The organism is Undibacterium sp. KW1 (assembly GCF_009937955.1).
Lineage (GTDB): Bacteria > Pseudomonadota > Gammaproteobacteria > Burkholderiales > Burkholderiaceae_D > Undibacterium.
Map to the genome: position 1 here is coordinate 297,906 of NZ_AP018439.1, position 18,129 is coordinate 316,034.

Here is an 18,129-nt window from a genome sequence, read left to right on the forward strand (position 1 = left end):
ACCAGGTTTGGTCGGGTTTTAAAAAGTAAGTGCGTAAGCTTATTTATTTCTTTAAGTCATACGTCATCGTACAACTTAAAATAAGAGAAGACAAGCACACTTTTAAAATTTTTGAATTTAAGCCTGGATCAAGGTGGGATCAGCTTGCAGGTGCCTCTATCCGCTGTTGCGCCTGTCTCAATCTTTCCCGGCTGTTGCTGAGGTGGGTACGCATGGCAGCGCGGGCGGCTTCCGGGTCTTTGCGCTGTATGGCGAGGTAAATATCCTCATGCTCGCGGTTCACCCTTTCGAGGTAGCTACTGCCACTGTTGTTATTTTGATTGGCATTCCCGGTACTGCCCTCCAGTGTCAGCATCGCAGATTTCAATCTGGCGCGCGGAATGATGGTGGTGCCAAGGTTGCTGAGGATATCAACAAAGTAACGGTTGCCGGTAGATTGCGCAATCAGCAGGTGAAAGCGCACATCGGCATTGACCGAGGCATTTTCTTCGGTCTTGTTGGCCAGGATATCTTCCAGCGCCTTGCCCAGCGCTATCGCCTGCTCTTCAGTACGGCGCGAAGCGGCCAGCCAGGCGGCCTCGGTTTCCAGGCTGATCCTGAGTTCCAGTATGTCCAGCACATCCCTGACGGTGACGATGGCTTCGCGCAACATGCCGGTGCTGGCAGCCTGGCTGGGCTCAAGGATGAAAGTGCCTATGCCATGCCGGGTTTGCACCAGCCCGGCAGCCTGCAGATGCGATATGGCTTCACGCACGACGGTGCGGCTGACATCATAAAGATTCATGATGGCAGATTCGGTAGGCAGCTTTTCACCCGGCTTCAGGATGCCATTCTTGATGTTATTGCTGATACTTTCTACCAGCCCCTGAGACAGGCTCTTATGCCGTCTTTTGGTAGGCAGAGCGTTGGCGTAGTCTTGAGTTTCCATGAACCGGCTATTGTTCTGATGAGTAATTGATTGTTATAGATTGATTCTAACTTAAAAAGCCCGCATAAAGTTGTATGACAACATATAAGGTCTTTTCCTGGTTTCATTGAGAAATAACATCAGCGATCAGCTCACTTTTCAATATCAGGCCTGATTGCCTGCCGCTACCCAGCAAGAATACGCCGCGCCCATTTGAATAAACAATGCTGCCATCAGCACGCATATCATAAGCCGCCACATTGGTCGCCAGCACAGTTTCATTGCCCTGACGATTACGGCTGACCAACTGCCACGAAACTGGTACCAATGAAGGCACGCCATTGACCATGGCCTCTTTTTTCAAGGCTTTTTCAGCGTCTATGCGTTTGCCCTTGAGGATGATTTCTTTTAAATCTGCATTCAAGGCCGGGCCGGATGCGCTGGTCAAAGGCTTGCGGCTATACATCATGGAGAAAAAATTCAGGTAATGAAACACCGCGCGCAATAAACGGAAAGGGAAAAACAAGGTATCCAGCAGCGCATTGCTGGTGTCGTATCTGGGTACTTCATAAGGACGACGAATGAAATGCAGATTACCTTGCGGGCAGACACGTGGGTGCAGGAAGTCATATTGTGGATCATCCAGCACTGGCGTGACAGCCCCATTTTTTATATCCAGCATCTGTATGCTGGCATTGCCATAGGCCAGGGTAACGCCACTTTGGTTGCGGGCGATGCCGGTAGATTGATACAGGATCTGTTTTTCTGCATCAGGTATCCAGCAGGGGCTGGTGTCCAGCGTATCGCCACCCGTCAGTTCACGGAATTCCTCACCTTCGCGATTGAGCATGACCAGGTTGGCGATGCCGGTTTTATTCATTGATGAAGCCAGCAGCTTGCCACTGCCCTGGTCCAGATGCATATCTGTCAACGCCAGGTTTTGCCTGTGCAGTATGCGCTTTTCGGTGCCAGTTTCCAGATCATAAGAAAACAGGCCGCCCATGCCTGCATCCTGCAAAAAATACAGGATGCGTCTCTGATCATCAAATTGCATGGCCGTTGCATTGATCTGCTCGCCCTCGCCATCAAACTGGCGCCATGCACCTGAGGCAGAAACTCCAAAGCTGGTGCCTTGTTTCCAGGCATGCCTTTCCCGATGTTTTTCCATCTTGTCCAGCATCTCTTGCACGTAAGGGCTATGCAATTGCCTGGTTTCACCATGGGCAGCACGGTAAAACAATTTGCCTTCCGAGATAAAGGCAACTGCCTGCGCACTTGCTGCACGGTCGAGCTGGCTTTGATGTGCCGCATCACGGCCAGCGGCGGGCAAGGGCTTTCCGTCCTGCGCGTGGTTGTTCTTTTGCATGACCTGATTCAGAAAATAAGCCAGGGCCAACAAGGCAATGACGATAATGAGTAAGTGCACTGAAGAATCTCCTGTCCTTGGCCGCCTGCGCGGGTCGCATTGCAGGCAAATGTGCCGACAATTACAAAAGCGATATTATGCATGCAAGTGACACCGATGATACTATTGAGCTTTACATAATTGATGACATCACCACAACTCCGCCTGCTTCCAACATGCCATGATGATGGATGGACGGCGTTGTGCGCTTTTGAGTTTATTGCGGGCAATTGTTTGCAATTCGGCGAGGTTGTTCGGGCAGAAGTTTGCCAACGCATGTCGCTTGAGCCAGGCCCAGAGATATTCGACAGGATTGAGGTCCGGCGCATACGGGGGCAGGAATGCGATTTGAATGTACCCATTGGTGCTGTCGAGGTATTCGCGCACCAGTTTCGATTTGTGCGCCCTGAGCCCATCGAGGATGATCAACAGCGGCTGCTTCAAATGCGCTTTGAGCGCCTTGAGAAACTCGACAATTTGCTCCTTCTTGATGCTACCCTCGTGGAAGCGGAACAAGTAGTTCTTCCTGGTCACACCTGCAATCACGGACAAATGTTTCCAGTTGAAATGAAACTGAATAATCGGCGTTTTCCCTTTGAGTGCCCAAGTACGCACACGGGTAGGCCGTTCGCTGATTCCGGACTCGTCGATGAATACAATCAGTCGATTCTCTCTCGAGGCTTTTTTTTGAGCGCAGGCCAGGTCTTTTTCTTGAACTCCTGTACAGCATCTTCGTTACGTTCGATGGCGCGACGCTCCGGCTTTTGGTTACTGAATCCCAGTGCGCCAAGAATGCGCCAAACGTGCACTTCACTGAACGACACTTCGAACTTTCTTTCAATAAGTAGACGCACGCGTTTAAGTGTCCACAACTCGGTGCCAAAACCATGTTCCGTCGGACTATCGAGAAGGCAGCGCCGCAACTCCCCTAATTCCATGGCATCAAGTTGTGCAGGCCGCCCCTTTCCACCTACTGCGCGCAGCGCGTCAAGCCCTCCTTCATCGAGTATGGCTTTCCAGGTATATACCGTGTTGCGTGCTACACCGACCACCAGCGCTACTTCGGCGCACCCTCTGCCTTGCAGCAGAAGCCGACCCGCCTTGACTCGTCGCTTTGCTCCATCTTCTATTTCTTTCGCCATCTCAAACCTCCAATACGGACATCATATTGGGATAACGAATGAAATCAAAAACGGTTGTCATGATTTACGTAAAAATCAATAATTCTGCTTTAGCACCTCATTAGTTCTCCATTTATAATCCATTGACACTCCACTGAGACTCCACCAACACTACAGATAAGCAGGCATGACATTTGTCACTGGCACATCCTGACACTTTGCTCTGATATTGCACGCTCTCTTTCGACATACTGGCAGCAATTCAACAAGGAGTGTCCATCATGTCTGCAATCAACGCTGCTGCATTTTCTTCCTACGCTGCCCGTGCCAAGGGGGGGGCGATGTTCTTTGCTGTCTTTGGCGCTGCCTGGATGGTGTTATGGAATCAGCGTGCCATGCAAGGCACAGGACTGGTTTATCTGCTCATCGGCATTGTGGGGTTGACGCTGGCTGGCCTCGCAGTCCAGCGTCACCAGCAATACAAGGCTTATGCCGACGACAATAGCCCGGCAGCACAAAGGGCAGGGCGTCTGTTCCATGTCATTAATGCAGCTCAGTGGGTCATCATCCTGGTCGGCGGAAATGTGCTGGCGAATATGAGCCTGACCGAGTGGGTCACACCATTCGCCATGTTGATCATTGGCCTGCATTTCCTGCCTTTGGCCAGCGTGTTCAAAGTGCCAGGTCATTTCTGGTTTGGGCTGGTGATGAGTGTGTTTGCCGTTACCTATCCATTTGTGTTTTCTCAAGGTGCGGCTGATCCTTATGGCTGCCTGGGTGCGGGCTTGCTGTTGTGGGGCTATGCCTGCTTGAAACTCATGGGTATCCCGGCAGCGCAGGATATGAAAGCAATTTGAAATAGACCCTCTAACTGCTTTGCTGCAGAATCGCTGGCGTACAAAAATATAAAATGGAGACACCATGCCAGCGAATTTCCTGCCGCCTGCACCTGCACAAGTCCTGCATCCTGATGGTCAGGTGCGATTTGGCAAATATGCTGGTGCACCAACAATCATAGACTGGACCAGTCTGGCCGCACCACACAGGCGCGGCAAGCTGTGGGAAACCTTGCACCACAAGCATTGGCATTATGTGGCGCTGGCAACAGAAGAAATATTCTGTGGCATCGCGATTGTTGATGTGGGCTGGACCAACACGGCCTTTGCCTATGTGTTCGACAGGCTGGCAGGCAAGCTTATTGCCAGTTATTCCCAGGATGGTCTGCCAGGTCTGACAGCAACACTGAATGCGCACCCAGCAGAATGTGCCAGTTCCGTCTTCCGGCTTCTAGGTAAGCGCATACGCTTTCAGCATCTGCCGGCCAGCGGGGGCTATGAACTGCAATTGCAATGCGGTTCATTCAGTATCAATGCCATGCTGGATGCCAAACCGGCTGCGCCGTCCTTGCTGGCAGTGGGTGAAGTGCTGGGCGGCACTGTACATGCAACCGTCAAATCTGCGGGCATGCCATTGAGTGGCGAAGTACGTGTGGGCAGCCGCAGTTTCAATTTGCAGAAAGGTGTAGGCAGCTATGATCACAGCAATGGGTTCCTGGCGCGTGAAACTGGCTGGCGCTGGGCCTCAGCACATGCGCTGGACATAGGTTTCAATTTGCAGGCCGGGTATTTTTCCAGTCACGAAAATGCGCTATGGCTGGATGGACAACTCATTTCTCTGGGTGCTGCGCAGTTCGACTTTGATCCCGGCCAGGCTATGGCTGACTGGCATATTTATACCGATGATGGTTTGCTTGACCTGCATTTTCATCCCGAAGGTTTTCGCGCAGAAAATAAAAACCTTATCATCGCCAGCAGCCGTTATCTGCAACCGATAGGTGTTTTCAGCGGCTGGGTAAGGGCAAGTCTGAATGCACCCAAGCGGCAGATAGAAAAACTGGTGGGTGTGACTGAAGACCACTTCTCCAAATGGTAATGAATGGTAATGACGTGGCGCTGGACTAAGTACTTAGACTAGCACCTATCTAAGTACCGGTACGCGCACAGGCCAGCCGCCCGCCACGGTCTGTATTGATGAGCATCTTCGCTTCTCCCAGTTGTTCTACCTGGGCAGATAAACTGATATCGCCAACAAAAGTCAGCGATCTTTCATTCAATGCGTAATTGCCGTAAAACCGTTTGCCATTCATGTTGCCACTGACTTGCGTATTCCTGCTAAAAGAGACTTCCATGCTAAAGCCGGTCTGCACATTCATGCAGGCCCAGCTACCCCACAGGCTGGCTGATGCAGGAGAGGGCTGAGACTGACTCTCTATGCTGCTCATGGTCAGCGCGCCCACTCCCTGGTTGCTGGCGCGGCGTGAAGACATGGTATTGATCCAGTCAGCGGGAACTGCAAAATTCAGGTTTTGCCCCAGTTTGTGCTGAAAGGTCATGATGCCTACCAGTTTGCCTGCATCATCAAACAAGCCGCCACCGCTTGACCCTGGGGAAATAGGGGCGGTAGTCTGAATCACCCTGCCACTGGCCAGAGTACGCAAGGAAGAAATAATGCCGTCGCTGATGGTCAGATCCAGCCCTTGTGGCGCACCTATGGCAAATACTTTTTGTCCTGTGCGCAAACTGTCTGTACTGCCCAGTACGACTGGTGGTGCGCTTGATCCAGGTACACCAAGGCGACACAAATCAAATTCCTCATCTGCCATGATGACTGTGGCGGGCAATACTTCCTTACCTATCTTGGCACGGTATTGCACGCCGCTGCGCACCACATGGCAATTCGTGATCAGCACTTGCGGTTCTATCATGACGCCGCTGCCTATCGCCACCTGCACGCCAGATGGAGAAAACACCGAGATCAGGGCAATGCTGGGTGAACGCAGGGCATAAATTTCTTCTGCGCTCTTGCCGCTATCGGAATTGCCAGGCACAGACACGAGCTGTTGTGCCGGTAGCCTGCTTGCCGCGACTGTTGGGCTGATTTCGCTAGTGGCAGAAATTTCTTTGAGTTTATTACGTGCTTCTTTTTGTTTGACCGACCACCATACCGCGACTGTGGCCAATAGCAAGGCAATCAATATTGCAGGCGCAAGCCAGTTTTTAGGCTTTTGCCCAGGCGTCATTGTTACTTCTGGCTTGCCCTGGTTTGCTGCGGCTTGAGCCTGCAGGTTTGTCTGCCTGGCCAGCCTGGCATCGTAACTGGCTCTTTTTTGTGGGTGTAGCAGCAGTTCAAAGGCTTCACGCAGGATGACTTTTTTATTCGGGTCATGCTGCCCTTCATGATCGAGTTCAGCCGTGGCACGCTGGTAGGCCGCACGTATCTGTTCTGGCGTGGCGTCCGCTTCAACAGCGAGAATGTCGTAGAGAGTTTTTTTCATTACCTGCCCAGAATGGATGGCTTGCATGTCTGTCAATGGGACAGCAAGCTTTTTCTGCAGGATTGTAACTGAATAAGGGCAGGCAACGGCGCTCAGCCGCGCACAATGCACGGCTTATCAATCTCACGCGATAACAATCTAACGCAAGCGACCTATATAGGTTTGATCGACCATGGCATTGTGATCAAGCACGGGCGTGGGTATCCTGGTCATATCCGGCATGCTGCTATCGTCCTGCTTGTTGTTGGGCTGTTTCCTGACTGCCATTCTGTTGAGTAAAGGAGTGGGGGGCGGTGGCGTGACGAACAAGCCATCTTCACCAAAATAAATCTCATCAAGCTTTTGGCAGATGTCGTGCAAATCAGGGTTGGGTAATTCCAGCGCCATGTCCAGTATGCTGCGGCAATAGCTGGGATTGACACGCATGTACTCTATGTCAGTGACGCGGCCATTTTGCCGCCGTAAAATCACGTGTAGTCTTGCCATGAGGGAGAAGGCAAGATTATCTGACATGGCATTCTGTATCAGGCTGCTGGTACTCATAAGATATGCTCCCCGTGAAGTTCAAGATCAAGTCCTTCTCTTTCCTGCTCATTGCTGACACGCAAACCGATGGTAACTTTGACTAACCATAGAATTACGGCAGTCACAGCGCCCGAATAAATCACAGTGACGATGACACCAAAGGCCTGGGTGGCAAGGCTGCCATCAGCGCCGCCTATGCTCTTCATTGCAAATACGCCAGTCAGCAGAGCACCAACGATGCCGCCTATGGCATGCACGCCAAATACATCCAGTGAATCATCATAGCCACCCATGGATTTGAGTGAAGTCGCACCCCAGTAACATGCCACTCCAGCCACTGCACCTATGACCAGTGCACCTGTCAGATCAACAAAGCCGGAGGCAGGCGTGATCGCCACCAAACCAGCGACAGCGCCAGAGACTATGCCCAGCACCGATGGTTTGCCACGGCGCAGCCATTCCACCAGCATCCAGGCCAGTGCCGACATCGCAGTCGCCACCTGAGTCACCAGCATCGCCAACCCGGCGCGGCCATCTGCTGCACCGGCAGAACCGGCATTGAAACCAAACCAGCCCACCCACAACAGCGATGCACCTATCGCAGTCAGCAATAAATTATGTGGTGGCATGGGTTCCTTGCCAAAACCCAGGCGTGGCCCGACGATCAAAGCAGCCACCAGGCCAGATACACCGGCATTGATATGCACGACAGTGCCACCGGCAAAATCCAGCACGCCACGCGCCGCCAGCCAGCCTGCCGGTTCCCACACCCAGTGCGCGACTGGCACATACACCAGCAAGGACCACAAGGTGATGAACAGCAGCAATGCAGAGAACTTCATGCGCTCGGCAAAGGCTCCGGTGATCAGGGCGGGGGTGATAATCGCGAACGTCATCTGGAACATCAGGAATACGCTTTCCGGTATCGTCGGTGCCAGTTGATGCACACTGAGCTGCCCGGCTTCTTTCAAGAAGCTCACGCCGTGCAGCATGAACCTGTCAATGCTGCCCAGATAAGGCGAACCTGCCGTGAATACCAGGCTGTAACCCAGCACCACCCACAAGACTGTGACGATGCAGGTAGTCGCCAGACTATGCGCCATCGTACCCAGGGCATTTTTCTTGCGCACCATGCCGGTATAGAACAGGGCCAGGCCGGGTATGGTCATCAGCAATACCAGTGCGGTCGAGGTCAGCATCCAGGCGGTGTCGCCAGCGCTGATCTTGTCGGCGGCTATCATGCCCGGCTTGGTCATGGCTGGTGGGGTGGCTGCAGTCACTACAGGTGCTATTGCGGCACTTGCTGCAGAACTGGCTGGCGCAGTTTCTTGTGCGTAGCAGGTGCCGCCATACAGGAAAAGGCTGATGGAGAAGAAAAATGAGAAGAAAAATGAGAGAAAAAGTGAGACAGGAAGCAAGAAGCTGGAGAGCACGCGTATTTTCATCAGGCTGGCCTTTTCAAAAACATCGTCAATGACACACAAGCATGTGCATTGCAGCATTTTTCATGCCAAGGCTGATACTAGTGATTTTGGCCTTGCTCGCAACTAATCAGGGAAAGAAATTGCTTGTGATACCAGTGCGGATACCTGCATGCACCAAAATGTAAGCAAATATTTCTGCATGGCATGAGTTTGCACGCAGAGAGTGCCAAATCAGAATCGGTGATAATTATTCCATTTTAAGGAATAATGAATTCAATATTATGATTATTCTTTGCTTTGATGAACTGAATTAAAGTGCCTGTCATTCGCCGCACATGAGCAAGGCGAATCTCAAATCCGCTTTCAACCATTTAAAGGAGCACGCCATGTCACTCACATCCATATCACGCACTTCCAGCAGCCTGGTCAGCAAAATCAAATTCATCTTCTTGTCAGCATTAGCCGCATTATCTCTGGCAGCAGTACCTGGCATCAGCGCCGCTGATACGGTCGCCAATAGCGTCATAGGTGCACGTGGCTACGATCTCACGACTTTTTTCACCAGTGAAAAACCTGCCCATGGCACCGGTCACCATATGGCGACCGTGGATGGTGTTGATTACCTGTTCACCAGTGAAGAAAACAAAAAGACTTTCCTGGCGAATCCTGAAAAATATTTGCCAGCCTTTGGTGGCTACTGCGCATATGGCGCTTCCATAGGCAAGAAATTTGTTGCCGACCCGGATGTGTATGACATCGTCGATAACAAACTCTACTTCAATCTTGATACCAAGATCCGCGCGATCTGGGCAAAGGACATTGCAGGCAATATCGATCTTGCAAAAACCAACTGGAAAACCATCGCCAGCAAAAAACCATCTGAACTCTGATTGCTTGTACATATAAAAACGCCGCTTTGCCCAAAGGCGAAAGCGGCGTTTTGTTTTCAGCTTGTCAGATCAGACCGGCAAGGCAATCTGGTGATCTACACTGAATTGATAATCGCGGAACACATGTTCAGCACTCAGCAATTCATAAGTACCATCCGGCAGCTTGCGGGTCGTGTCTTTCAGGCGGTAAGTCATTTGCCCACAAGTCCAGCAATTAAAGTTGCGCATATGGGTGCACAGGCAAGTCTTGTCCATGACAGAGACTTTCTTGGCATCAGGGTGGGCTGCCACTTCGCGGTTATACGAAGTGATGTAAGCGCAGTTACCATTGCCATCAAGCAGGTAACCATAGGATTCGCAACCAGGGCGTATGCCATCGCCTATGGCAGGCGTGTTCTTTAGCATGCGCATGGGGTAACCGGTAGGCGAGATATTATTGACTTCGATATCGCCTTCACTGGCCTTGAAGTATTCCTGCTTGACGTTGTCTGGAAGGCCGCATTCATGAGTAACCGTAAAGCGGGTTGCTACCTGCACCCCGGCAGCGCCGTTTTCCAAAAAGGATACGGCATCGCTGCCTGTGAAAATACCACCGGCGGCTATCAGCGGGATATCGAGGTTTTCTGCCTTCAGATACTGGACGATCTCAGTGATGATGGTTTGCAGGTCATATTCTGCCCAGTCCATACCAAAACCCAGATGGCCGCCAGCCAGTGGGCCTTCGACAATGACGTAATCCGGCAGGCGGTTCAGCCGGGAATTTTTGCGCAGGAATAATTGCAGCGCACGTACCGAAGAAACGATGATGCCCAGCTTGGCATCGCGGAAGCGCGGGTGATCGGCGATCAGGCCAAACGAGCCCAGGTGCAGACCAGCACTCATGGTAATGCCATCAATACCGGCATCGAGTGAAGACTCCAGGCGCACTTTCAGGGTTTCGCGTGGACCGTTCATGGTCAGCTTTTCCATACAATTGACAAAGATCATGCCCGAGCCCTGCTTGGCTTCCATGGTCTTGCCCACGTGCATACGGGTGGCTTCTGCCAGTTGATCAAGGTTGAACTTGATGTCAGTCTTGTCGGAATTGTTGATATTGTATTTGTAGAATTTGGTCTTTTCCTTGACAAAGCTGGTGTCAAAACGACGGTCAGAGACATCCTGCACCATGGCATCAGAGATATGGCCTATACCGCCCAGACGTGCAGCAACCAGGGCCAGTTCAGCAGTGGAAATATCGACGCCCATGCCACCGATCATGATAGGAACCAGCTCATCTTTGCCCAGCTTCAGGCGGAAATCATCTACACGTTTCATTGTTATCCTTGATACATTTTGCTCAAAAGTAAATCACGCGACGCTATATTCAGTACTCTCTCAATACCCTTAGTACTCTTACTCTACAGATACATATTGCATACTTCTTGTTATTTCTTGTTGATTCCGGGCTGCAAACCGGCAGACGAACGAGATTGTAAGCCAGGGCTAGCCGCTATAGCTAAGATTATATTCTGTAAGGGAGGCAAATACCCAGGCGCAGGCTTTATCTCTTGCTATTTGACCAACGTAATTTGGCCCAGGCAGCCTGTTGACTTGCATTCAGGAAAGTCCAGGCAACCAGACGGCTCTCTTTATTGCCCTGGCTCATGATAATGGTTTTTTCATCAAGCACCTTGACCTGCTTCAATGCCGCATGGATTGCAGGCAAATTGGCAGATTTTGATACCAGGGTAGAAAACCACAAGATTTTTGTGGGTATTGCCGCGCTTTCCACTATCATTTTCTTGATAAACGCCAGTTCCCCGCCTTCGCACCAGAGTTCTGCAGCCTGGCCACCAAAGTTCAACACGGGTACCGCCTGCTCTGCCTGGCCAGTTTGCTTCAGGTTTTCCCACTTGCGCTGGCTGCCAGCCCTTGCTTCTTCAGCAGAGGCGTGAAAAGGCGGGTTGCACAGGCTCACATCAAACCATTCATCATCGCCAACAATGCCATGGAACAGGGATAGCGCATTGGCCTGATGACGTAATTGTATCTGCTGGCCCAGGCCGGGATTGTGTTCAAGTATGGCCTGGGCATTAGCCAGCGAGGCCGGACTGATGTCGCTGGCACAGAATGACCAGCCATATTCGCTGGCACCAAGCAGGGGATAAATGCAACTGGCACCCGTACCAAGATCAAGGGCCAGTACCTGTTTGCCTTTGGGCACACGGCCCTGATTGCAGTCAGCCAGTAAATCAGCCAGATAATGCAGGTAGTCTGCCCGGCCCGGCACTGGAGGGCAAAGATACTCAGAGGGGATATCCCAGCCACGCACGCCATAGCTGCTGTGCAGAAGAGCCTTGTTGAGCAGTTTGACTGCCAGCGGGTCGGCAAAATTGATGCTGGTTTCGCCTGTTGGGGTACTGAGCAATACAGATTCCAGCGCGGGTTCTTCCTTGATCAGGGCAGCAAAATCATAGCGTCCCTGATGGCGGTTGCGTGCATGCAGTAACGAGCTGCCAGCGCGGTTTCTTGCATCCTTCTTGTTCTTGTTGCTCATCTGGCCTGATCCATCATCCTTGATGCCTGCTCATCTGCAGGCGAATCCCGCATTGTCCCACGAAGGCCCACAGCCTGCTGACCGAAAAAATTCAGGTCGCAGGCGGTTTTCGGCAATGCTGCTCATACTTTGTTCATACTTAAGTAGGGGGCTTGTTCACCTGACAAAGGATGTAAAATTCAGTAAGTGTTTTATTCGTTTTGAAACACCGTTGCTAAAATTTGGCGGCTCTAATTGAAAGGTATAAGAAATGAAGAAAATCGCTATCGCTGGCAGTATTGCTACTGCTGCCATCCTGTCAGCCTGCTCGACTGCGCCTGTTAAACACACAGCTGACCCAGTTGCACCTGCTGCCCAGGTCGTTAGCGTGCCAGCCAACCTCAAAGCACCTGCAGGTGAAGTACTGGCCTTCCAGATGGCAGCTACCGGCGTGCAGATTTATGATTGCCGCGCCAATAAATCCGGCCCTAAAAAGTTTGAATGGGTATTCCGCGCGCCAGAAGCTGAGCTATATGCCAGCCATGACCCTAGCAGCCCCAAACTGGGCAAGCATTATGAAGGCCCAACCTGGGAAGCCGCAGATGGCAGCAAAGTAATCGCTGAAGTAGTCGCCAAGAGCGACAGCGTCGATACCAATGCCATCCCATGGCTGTTGCTGAAAGCCAAGTCAAGTTCGGCGAATGGCACCTTTTCCAAAGTGACCAGCATACAGCGCGTGGTCACTGTTGGTGGCAAGGCACCTTTGACAGGTTGCTCGGATTTCCAGATAGGTGCAGAAAAACGCACACCTTATAAAGCCACCTATTATTTCTTCAAGGCAAATTAATTGCCACTTTGTTGTTTCTAATTGCTTCAGAGTAAGCAATTGATTTCCATATGGGTTCATAATAGGCTTCCCCATCATGAACCTCTATTGCGATGATACTGGACGGTTTTGATCTTGCCATTTTGCGCTATCTGCAAAAGAAAAGCCGCCATTCAGCCGAGCTGATAGGGGCAGATATAGGCCTGTCTGCCACTGCCGTGCAGCGCCGCATACGCAAGCTCAGGGATGAAGGCGTCATTCGTGCAGAGGTGGCGATAGTCAGCCCTCAGGCGGTTGGCTACCCTCTGACTGTCATGGTTGAGGTCGCTTTCAAAAAAGGCCTGGGCGATGTCATCGACAGCTTCAAGCAAGACATGCAGGCCCTGACCGAAGTACAGCAATGCTTTTACCTCGCAGGTGATTTTGACTTCATGCTCATCGTGCAAACCACGGACATGGCCGCCTATGAACGTTTCACCCGTGCCGTGCTGTTCGTCAATGAGAACGTCCTCAAATTCCGCACCACCGTGATCATGGATACCGTCAAGCAAAGTTACTGCCTGCCGATTTAAGATTCTGCATCCAGCGCAGCAAATACTTCTTTCGCCGCAAACAAGCCATTCAGCGCCGCAGGAAAACCGGCATATACCGCCATCTGCATGATCACTTCTGTCACTTCTTCGCGCGTGCAACCCACATTCAGGGCTGCCTGTATATGCACCTTGAGCTGAGGTATCGCATTCCCAAGCGCCGTCAATGCTGCAACCACGGCGATTTCGCGTGACTTCAAATCCAGTTGCGGGCGTGAGTAAATATCCCCGAAAGGGAATTCAATCAGATAGCGTGCAAAGTCGGGGGCAATATCTGCCAGCGCGGCGATGACTTTTTCTCCTGCGTCGCCATCGATTTCCCTGAGCTTTTCCCAACCGCGCTGATAGCGTTCATTGACGGATATATTGCTGTTTTGATGCATGATCAGACTTTCTTTTTCCGGCCAGCCTTATCAACTATCATTTTTTGATAAATCCGGATCTTGTCATCCAGGGCGCTGGCATTGGCTGCAAGCTCAGACATGGTGGTGGCCAGGCGCTGACGATGGAGCTCAAGCATAGTCAACCGCTGTTGCAGACTCATTTCACCATCTGCCCTGAGCTGCGCATACTCACGTATGTCCGCCAGTGGCATGCCGGTTTGTTTCAGGCGCAAGACAAACTCCAGCCACAGGACGTCCTGACTGTTGTAACGTCTATGGCCGTTGTCCGCCCGCTTGGCTGCTTGCAAGACCCCGGCTTTTTCATAGAAACGCAGGGTATGCGCAGACAAGCCGGTCAGGGCAGCCATCTCGCCTATGGAAATGAATAATTTTCTGGTCACGGTATGATCTTAGAACTTAGAGTGGACTCTAAGTCAAGCATACAGCAGTTACTGTCTCAGGTCATGCAGGTAGAAGCGCACGCCTGCTTCGCAAGTCGAAAGGATCGCGGCACAGCGACTGCAAATGCAGGCTGCTGTCATGAAAAATTCTGTGATGATCGCGGCACACCGTGATGCACAGATATTCTTCATCCAGGGTTTTGACGGCTTGTGCATAAGCGGCTGAACGGGCATCTGCATCAGCGATATGCCGGTATTCAGCTACCGTGGCATAAAAGCGTGTGTATGCTGCCTGTGCTTGTTGCTGCGGCGCCTGTTTTTGATAGACATCAACATATTCGTCGACATCATCAAAGTCCTGTATCCAGCCACGTGCAACGACATCAAATTCGCCGCGTGCAACATAGTCATAAACCTGCTCTGCATTTTTTGTCGGTATCAGTTCGCAATGTATGCCACAGGCTCGCAAAACGCTGATGGCAGCATCAAGTGCGACAGTCAGCGGCCCGCGTCCTGCCGCATACAGTATGCGCACTGCGGTATTGGCAAAATGCCCGGACCAGCGCAGGCGGAATTCTGCCAGCGTGAGCTCGCTGGCTTGCGCCTTAGGTACGGCCAGCACGTCCGCCGGAATAAAATCTGTGTGATACAGCGCCCCCAGTTTTTTCTGTGCCTCTTTTTGTACCAGTGTATGAAAATCCTTGCGCATAGCCAGTTCATCGAAGATACCTGCTGCATTCAGGATCAGCATGCCCGACCAGCGGTCACGCAGCCTGGTTGTATGCATGCCTGGCAGGGCATCCAGACGCAACTGATGCTTGCGTTCCAGCAAGGCAGCATTTGCCCTGCCATCTTGTATGGCAAGACAGACGTCATCAAACTTGTCATGGAGTTGTATGCTGATTTTTTCTGGCAGCTTGCGCAGACCTGAGTACGATGGATTGTGTGCCAGTTGTATTTCACGGTCACTGGCAGAGTACACCCGCATGGGGCCAGAGCCCATCATGAGATTGCCCTGGGTTTGCACACAAATCCCCATCGCCGGATGAGCAATGATTTCCAGCAAAGGGCAATACGGCTGCCTTAATTGTATAAAGACATGGCCTTGTGCATCATCTGCGTACAAGCCTGCCGGAATTTCACCCTCGCTGCATTCTGCCGCACCAACGATCAGTCCTCGTAATAGTCCGGCAAAGATGGATGTGGAACAAGGCCAGATGTGGCGCGCAAAGCTGTGTACCACATGTGAGGCCAGTAGTGGGCTGCCATCGTCGAAGAAGGTAGCGCCAATATCAAATGACCATTTGCTGTGGTCGGCAGAATACGTCCAGCTACTGGCCAGTTCAGCGACAGGCTGATCACCAGAACGGTTGATGCGTAACAGGGTCTGGTAGAGCAGTGAACTCAAGGGGTGGCATACGGCATCCGTCCTGAGCGGGTCGATGTGGAAGAGTTCTTTTAAGCTGGCTAGATGCAGAGTCATGTTTTAACGAAGGAAGCAGTCAAAACATTATTCTCGCTTTTCCATCATACGGGTAAGCGGCTTTTTGACGTGTATAAACGCCGCCTGGCCCCGTTTTTTTACACTAAGAAGGCAATTCGAAGCGATAACCTACGCCATACACAGAGTGCAGGCATTCATTGCCTGGCAGTTTTCCCTGTATCTTTTTGCGTATGTTCTTGATGTGCGTATCCACCGTCCTGTCATTGATGTCGCGCTGATCCTCATGGGCAAAGTCCAGCAATTGCTGGCGTGAAAACACCCGTTCAGGATGGCTGATGAATTCTGCCAGCAAGCGATATTCTACCGGCGTCAGGTTCAGAGGTTGGGCATCAACCAGTATGCGCAGTTGCTCTTTATCGATAGCAAAACGTGATTGTTCAGAAGCTGGCTGCCTAATCAGACCAGTCAGACCAGCCATGCTGCGGCGCAAATGTACCTTCACACGCGCGACGACCTCACGCGGGCTGAAGGGCTTGCACACATAGTCGTCAGCCCCGGTTTCCAGCCCCAGCAAACGATCTACCTCTTCCACCCTGGCAGTCAGCATGATGATGGGCACTTCGCTGAACTTGCGTACTTCATTGCAGATACTGATGCCATCCAGTTCTGGCAGCATCAGGTCCAGCAAAATCAGGTTGGGTGTGCACAGGCGCAGTTGTTCCAGTGCTAGCCTGCCATTCGCTTCATGACTGACCTGGTAGCCTGCCGCGAGCAAATAGTCTTTTAGCAGGGCCGCAATTTTCAAGTCATCTTCAACAATGAATATGTGGGCGCTATTGTCCATGTGATGATTTATGGTGTCTTGATAAAAGGCAATTGCATGAGAATTTTCACGCCACCCAATTGTGAAGCAGATGCACTGATACGTCCACCATGTGCATCAACGATGACCTTGCAAATCGCCAGGCCCAGGCCGCTGCCACCATTGGCGCGGTTGCGTGCACTGTCGGCCCGGTACAGGCGGTCAAATAACAGCGCATGGCTGGCATCCGGCACACCAGGCGCACTGTCTTCGATACTGAGTTCAAGCAAGGCGCCATTACGTGTCAAGGTGCACAGGATGACCCCGCCGCTATCGGTGTAGCGTATGCTGTTTTCCAGCAGGTTGCTGAGTACCTGGGTCAGGCGGCCACCATCGGCATTGATCCATGCTGGCATGTCGCCCAACTGGCTGTCGAGGTGCAGGCCAGCCTGCTGCATGCGCAGGCCAAAGCGTTGCAACAGGTCTGCCAGCATCGGGCGCAAGTCCATGGGCTGGAACTGGTAATGCAGCTCACCGGCATCGGCCAGGGTCAGTTGGCGTAAATCATCGACGAGCTTGTTGATGTGGCGTACTTCAGCATGCAGGGACTCCAGCGCGGCGGGCGTGATGTGCCGTACGCCGTCCATCAGTGCTTCCACTTCGCCCTGTATGACAGTCAGCGGGGTACGCAATTCATGCGAGATATCAGCCAGCATTTTGCTTCTTTGCGCCTCGTTTCTTTCCAGGTTTTGCGCCATGCTGTTGATGTCACGGGCGAGGTCGCCGAGTTCATCCTGGCTGATCATTTCTGCCCTGGCATCAAGCTGCCCCTTGGAAATTTTTGCCGTAACCTGATGCAGGGATTTTAATGGGCGCAATAAATGCCTGGCCAGCCACAGGGAAAATGCCAGCGATACCAGTATCAGTGTCAGCGCCAGCCATAAGGTATGACGTATTTGTACGCTGACAAAATCCATTGCGCTGGCGTTCGAGATTTGTCGCAGAGGGGCCAGCCGGAGCGTGCCTATACGCTCATTACCCAGCATGATGGGTACGATACTGCCACCGGGCGCATCGCCGGGGCCTATCAGGGCGATGCCATTCTTGTCTATCAGGGAAAGTCTTTGTCCAAAGCCCATCGGGTCTATCGGTGGCCTTTGCTCTGGCGGTGCATCGCGTGGTGGCCTGTCCTGGCCTCTTGGCGGAGGAGGAGGGCGTCTGTCATGTTGATCCTCAGCGCCGTCTCCACGCGGCCTTCTGGGTGGCGGCGGTGGCGCATCTTCATTTTGTGGGCGTGGCTGGCTGCGTATCTGATCCAGTAAATCACGCATGGGGCGGCGGTTGGCCTGGAAACGGTCAAAATTACCATACTGGCGATAATCTTCTGCCAGCAGATTGCTGAGTCTGGCCAGGTCTTGTTTTTCCAGGTCGCTGAGGTAGGCGATGAAACCACTTTTGAGGTTTTGACTGGTGACCCAGGCCAGCGTGCCTATGCTGATAATCACAATTGCCGTAATGGCCAAAGCGAGCTTGCGGGCGATGGTCAGACGCATACTTCAGGG

19 protein-coding genes are annotated in these 18,129 nt (G+C 52.1%); 6 read left to right on the top strand and 13 right to left on the bottom strand.

The window, feature by feature from the left end; translation table 11 throughout:
• Nucleotides 1-139: 139 nt before the first annotated feature.
• The 3 genes from UNDKW_RS01330 to UNDKW_RS01340 form a co-directional block, all read right to left on the bottom strand.
• Nucleotides 140-928 (bottom strand): FadR/GntR family transcriptional regulator, encoded by a 789-nt coding sequence (locus tag UNDKW_RS01330; protein WP_162057281.1) that lies wholly within the window; start codon nucleotides 926-928, stop codon nucleotides 140-142.
• Nucleotides 929-1,031: 103 nt separating this feature from the next.
• Nucleotides 1,032-2,333 carry a hypothetical protein gene (locus tag UNDKW_RS01335; protein ID WP_162057282.1) on the bottom strand — a complete coding sequence of 434 codons (1,302 nt, stop codon included), beginning with the start codon at nucleotides 2,331-2,333 and terminating at the stop codon, nucleotides 1,032-1,034.
• Nucleotides 2,334-2,462: 129 nt separating this feature from the next.
• A protein-coding gene (locus UNDKW_RS01340; RefSeq protein ID WP_162057283.1) for an IS630 family transposase occupies nucleotides 2,463-3,454 on the bottom strand; the annotation gives its coding sequence in 2 pieces (ribosomal slippage) (nucleotides 2,463-2,992 and nucleotides 2,992-3,454; 993 coding nt in all).
• 260 nt (nucleotides 3,455-3,714) lie between these two features.
• Between UNDKW_RS01340 and UNDKW_RS01345 the strand changes: the two genes are divergently transcribed.
• A complete protein-coding gene (locus UNDKW_RS01345) occupies nucleotides 3,715-4,290 on the top strand; it encodes a hypothetical protein (protein WP_162057284.1) in 576 nt (191 codons plus the stop codon).
• 64 nt (nucleotides 4,291-4,354) lie between these two features.
• Nucleotides 4,355-5,365, top strand: coding sequence for a DUF2804 domain-containing protein (locus tag UNDKW_RS01350; protein ID WP_162057285.1), 1,011 nt, complete (start codon nucleotides 4,355-4,357; stop codon nucleotides 5,363-5,365).
• 49 nt (nucleotides 5,366-5,414) lie between these two features.
• On the opposite strand, the gene UNDKW_RS01355 is transcribed toward UNDKW_RS01350, so the two are convergent.
• From UNDKW_RS01355 to UNDKW_RS01365, 3 genes are all read right to left on the bottom strand, one after another.
• Complete coding sequence (locus tag UNDKW_RS01355) at nucleotides 5,415-6,767, bottom strand: trypsin-like peptidase domain-containing protein (protein WP_162057286.1); 1,353 nt, start codon at nucleotides 6,765-6,767, stop codon at nucleotides 5,415-5,417.
• 138 nt (nucleotides 6,768-6,905) lie between these two features.
• Entirely contained in the window at nucleotides 6,906-7,310 is a 405-nt protein-coding gene (locus UNDKW_RS01360) for a hypothetical protein (RefSeq protein ID WP_162057287.1), read from the bottom strand.
• Nucleotides 7,307-8,737 carry an ammonium transporter gene (locus tag UNDKW_RS01365; RefSeq protein WP_162057288.1) on the bottom strand — a complete coding sequence of 477 codons (1,431 nt, stop codon included), beginning with the start codon at nucleotides 8,735-8,737 and terminating at the stop codon, nucleotides 7,307-7,309. Before UNDKW_RS01365 ends, UNDKW_RS01360 begins: the two co-directional genes overlap by 4 nt.
• Between UNDKW_RS01365 and UNDKW_RS01370 the strand changes: the two genes are divergently transcribed.
• Both UNDKW_RS01370 and UNDKW_RS01375 read left to right on the top strand, forming a co-directional pair.
• A complete protein-coding gene (locus UNDKW_RS01370; RefSeq protein WP_162057048.1) occupies nucleotides 8,658-8,843 on the top strand; it encodes a hypothetical protein in 186 nt (61 codons plus the stop codon). The genes UNDKW_RS01365 and UNDKW_RS01370 overlap by 80 nt on opposite strands.
• A 259-nt stretch (nucleotides 8,844-9,102) precedes the next feature.
• Complete coding sequence (locus tag UNDKW_RS01375; RefSeq protein ID WP_232063195.1) at nucleotides 9,103-9,606, top strand: YHS domain-containing (seleno)protein; 504 nt, start codon at nucleotides 9,103-9,105, stop codon at nucleotides 9,604-9,606.
• Nucleotides 9,607-9,675: 69 nt separating this feature from the next.
• On the opposite strand, the gene UNDKW_RS01380 is transcribed toward UNDKW_RS01375, so the two are convergent.
• Together UNDKW_RS01380 and rlmF are read right to left on the bottom strand one after the other, a co-directional pair.
• Complete coding sequence (locus UNDKW_RS01380) at nucleotides 9,676-10,920, bottom strand: nitronate monooxygenase (protein WP_162057289.1); 1,245 nt, start codon at nucleotides 10,918-10,920, stop codon at nucleotides 9,676-9,678.
• 226 nt (nucleotides 10,921-11,146) lie between these two features.
• Entirely contained in the window at nucleotides 11,147-12,142 is a 996-nt protein-coding gene (gene rlmF, locus UNDKW_RS01385) for a 23S rRNA (adenine(1618)-N(6))-methyltransferase RlmF (RefSeq protein WP_162057290.1), read from the bottom strand.
• 250 nt (nucleotides 12,143-12,392) lie between these two features.
• On the opposite strand from rlmF, the gene UNDKW_RS01390 reads away from it, so the two are divergent.
• Nucleotides 12,393-12,968 carry a DUF3455 domain-containing protein gene (locus UNDKW_RS01390; protein WP_162057291.1) on the top strand — a complete coding sequence of 192 codons (576 nt, stop codon included), beginning with the start codon at nucleotides 12,393-12,395 and terminating at the stop codon, nucleotides 12,966-12,968.
• 92 nt (nucleotides 12,969-13,060) lie between these two features.
• Nucleotides 13,061-13,519 carry an Lrp/AsnC family transcriptional regulator gene (locus UNDKW_RS01395; RefSeq protein WP_162057292.1) on the top strand — a complete coding sequence of 153 codons (459 nt, stop codon included), beginning with the start codon at nucleotides 13,061-13,063 and terminating at the stop codon, nucleotides 13,517-13,519.
• Here the strand turns inward: UNDKW_RS01395 and UNDKW_RS01400 are convergent.
• From UNDKW_RS01400 to UNDKW_RS01420, 5 genes are all read right to left on the bottom strand, one after another.
• Nucleotides 13,516-13,920 (bottom strand): carboxymuconolactone decarboxylase family protein, encoded by a 405-nt coding sequence (locus UNDKW_RS01400; protein WP_162057293.1) that lies wholly within the window; start codon nucleotides 13,918-13,920, stop codon nucleotides 13,516-13,518. The genes UNDKW_RS01395 and UNDKW_RS01400 overlap by 4 nt on opposite strands.
• 2 nt (nucleotides 13,921-13,922) lie before the next feature.
• Complete coding sequence (locus tag UNDKW_RS01405; protein ID WP_232063196.1) at nucleotides 13,923-14,321, bottom strand: MerR family transcriptional regulator; 399 nt, start codon at nucleotides 14,319-14,321, stop codon at nucleotides 13,923-13,925.
• Between the two features lie 61 nt (nucleotides 14,322-14,382).
• Nucleotides 14,383-15,804: an ABC transporter substrate-binding protein gene (locus tag UNDKW_RS01410; RefSeq protein WP_162057294.1), complete on the bottom strand. Its 1,422-nt coding sequence runs from the start codon at nucleotides 15,802-15,804 to the stop codon at nucleotides 14,383-14,385.
• Nucleotides 15,805-15,907: 103 nt separating this feature from the next.
• A complete protein-coding gene (locus tag UNDKW_RS01415; protein ID WP_162057295.1) occupies nucleotides 15,908-16,609 on the bottom strand; it encodes a response regulator in 702 nt (233 codons plus the stop codon).
• An 8-nt stretch (nucleotides 16,610-16,617) separates the two neighbouring features.
• On the bottom strand, nucleotides 16,618-18,120 hold the full coding sequence (locus tag UNDKW_RS01420) for an ATP-binding protein (protein WP_162057296.1): 1,503 nt from the start codon (nucleotides 18,118-18,120) through the stop codon (nucleotides 16,618-16,620).
• Between the last annotated feature and the right edge of the window lie 9 nt (nucleotides 18,121-18,129).